The sequence below is a fragment of the Pseudomonadota bacterium genome (genome assembly GCA_010028905.1).
In the GTDB taxonomy this organism is placed as follows: Bacteria; Vulcanimicrobiota; Xenobia; order RGZZ01; family RGZZ01; genus RGZZ01.
The window spans coordinates 1-1,469 of the sequence record RGZZ01000791.1 but is presented as its reverse complement, the minus strand read 5'-3'; the positions used below and the strand labels follow the sequence as shown (position 1 = coordinate 1,469).

2 protein-coding genes are annotated in these 1,469 nt (G+C 66.0%); both read right to left on the bottom strand.

The window, feature by feature from the left end; all coding sequences use genetic code 11:
- The coding region (locus tag EB084_25330; GenBank protein ID NDD31587.1) for a hypothetical protein at positions 1 to 550 on the bottom strand (550 nt) is incomplete at its 3' end.
- Between the two features lie 72 nt (positions 551 to 622).
- A complete protein-coding gene (locus tag EB084_25325) occupies positions 623 to 1,429 on the bottom strand; it encodes an AAA family ATPase (GenBank protein ID NDD31586.1) in 807 nt (268 codons plus the stop codon).
- Positions 1,430 to 1,469: the final 40 nt, after the last annotated feature.

The window sequence follows — 1,469 nt, the reverse complement described above, 5'->3', positions numbered from 1 at the left end:
CCGTGACCTTGTTGTTCCAGGTTTGCCGCGTCAGCCAGATGTCGAGATAGTCGGCAACGAGGCGGAGCTTCCGCTCGACTTCAGCCGCTGAATCACTGGGCTGAATCGCCGCAAGGAGCAGCTGCCGTTGCGTGGTGAAGCTGCGCTGCTGGTTGAAATAGATCGATTCCAGCCCCTCGGTGAACTTCTGCCCCGCGTGATGGATGCGAAGCGCGTGCCGCGCATAGAAGTCGAGATCACGGTGCACAAAGCGCGAGAACGCGTCGGTTCCTTCGAGGCCGAGCTCGCTCTTCTTGTCGCGTACCCATCGGTGGAATTCAGAGCCGATGCGCTCGTAGTCCTTGTTCTCGGCGCCCTTCCCGTGGCGCGCCGTCTGGGCGTGACGTGTAGACGGCGAGTGAAATCCGGAGAGAACTGACAGTGCCGGTCGCGCCCGTCCGCGCGGCTGCGCGAGCCCCGGGGCCAGCCCCGGACCCCGAGGTTTGGAAGGCATGGCTCCGGTGCAGCGGGGGACGAAAGAAGTCCCCGACGACGTCTGCACCTTGTGCACCGTCGTCCGGCTATCCCTTGCGCGGGTGCGCCTCCGCAGAGCCGCGCTCCGTTTCGCCGGCTGGCTCCGCGCTCACCGCCGTCGTTGCTTCGTCTTCAACCTCGTCGTCGACGTGACCGCGGCGCCGCGCGGGCGGCCGCGCCAGGTGTCGGCGTCGATGTCCATCGTGTGGCAGTGCTGCGCGAATCGGTCGACGAGGGCGGTGATGCAGGCGGCGCTGGGGAAGACCTGCGCCCACTCTTTGTAGGGCCTGTTCGTCGTGATGATCGTCGACGCCCGCTCGTGGCGCTGGGCGACGATGTTGTAAAGCGCGTCGCCGGCCCGCGTGTCCTGGGGCAGGTAGCCGAGCTCGTCGAGGATCAACAAGTCGGGCTGCAAATACCGCTTGATTCTCCGCTGCGCGGCGGGAATCGATTCCTGCCCGAGAATGTCGCCGAGCGCGCCGACGAGGGAGACACAGCGGACGCTGTAGCCGCGAGCGAGAGCGAGCTTGCCGAGGTTCTTTGCGAGGGTGCTCTTGCCGACGCCGGTGGGTCCGCGGAAGAGCACGTTCTCGCCGCGGTCGATGAAGTCGAGCGCGCAGAGACTCGTGTACAGCTCGCGGTCGATGGAGCGTGGCCACGCCCAATCAAACCGGTCGAGCGCCGCGCAATCGCCGATCGTGGCGGCGACGGTGCGGCGGGCGAGGTTGCGGCGGTCGCGCTCGGCGCGCTCGAGCTCGACGAGGCGGACGAACAACACGTCTGCAGACAGCGATTCCTTCTTCGCGTCATTCAAGAGCGAGACGAGGGATTCACGATCGGCGCGAATGCCGATGGTGGTGAGCAGATCAGTGACGTCGGGGTGCATCGAAGCTCTCCAGATCGTGGTGGATGACATCCTTGTCGTCGACGTAGTCGGCGAAGCCGGCGTGCAGGAC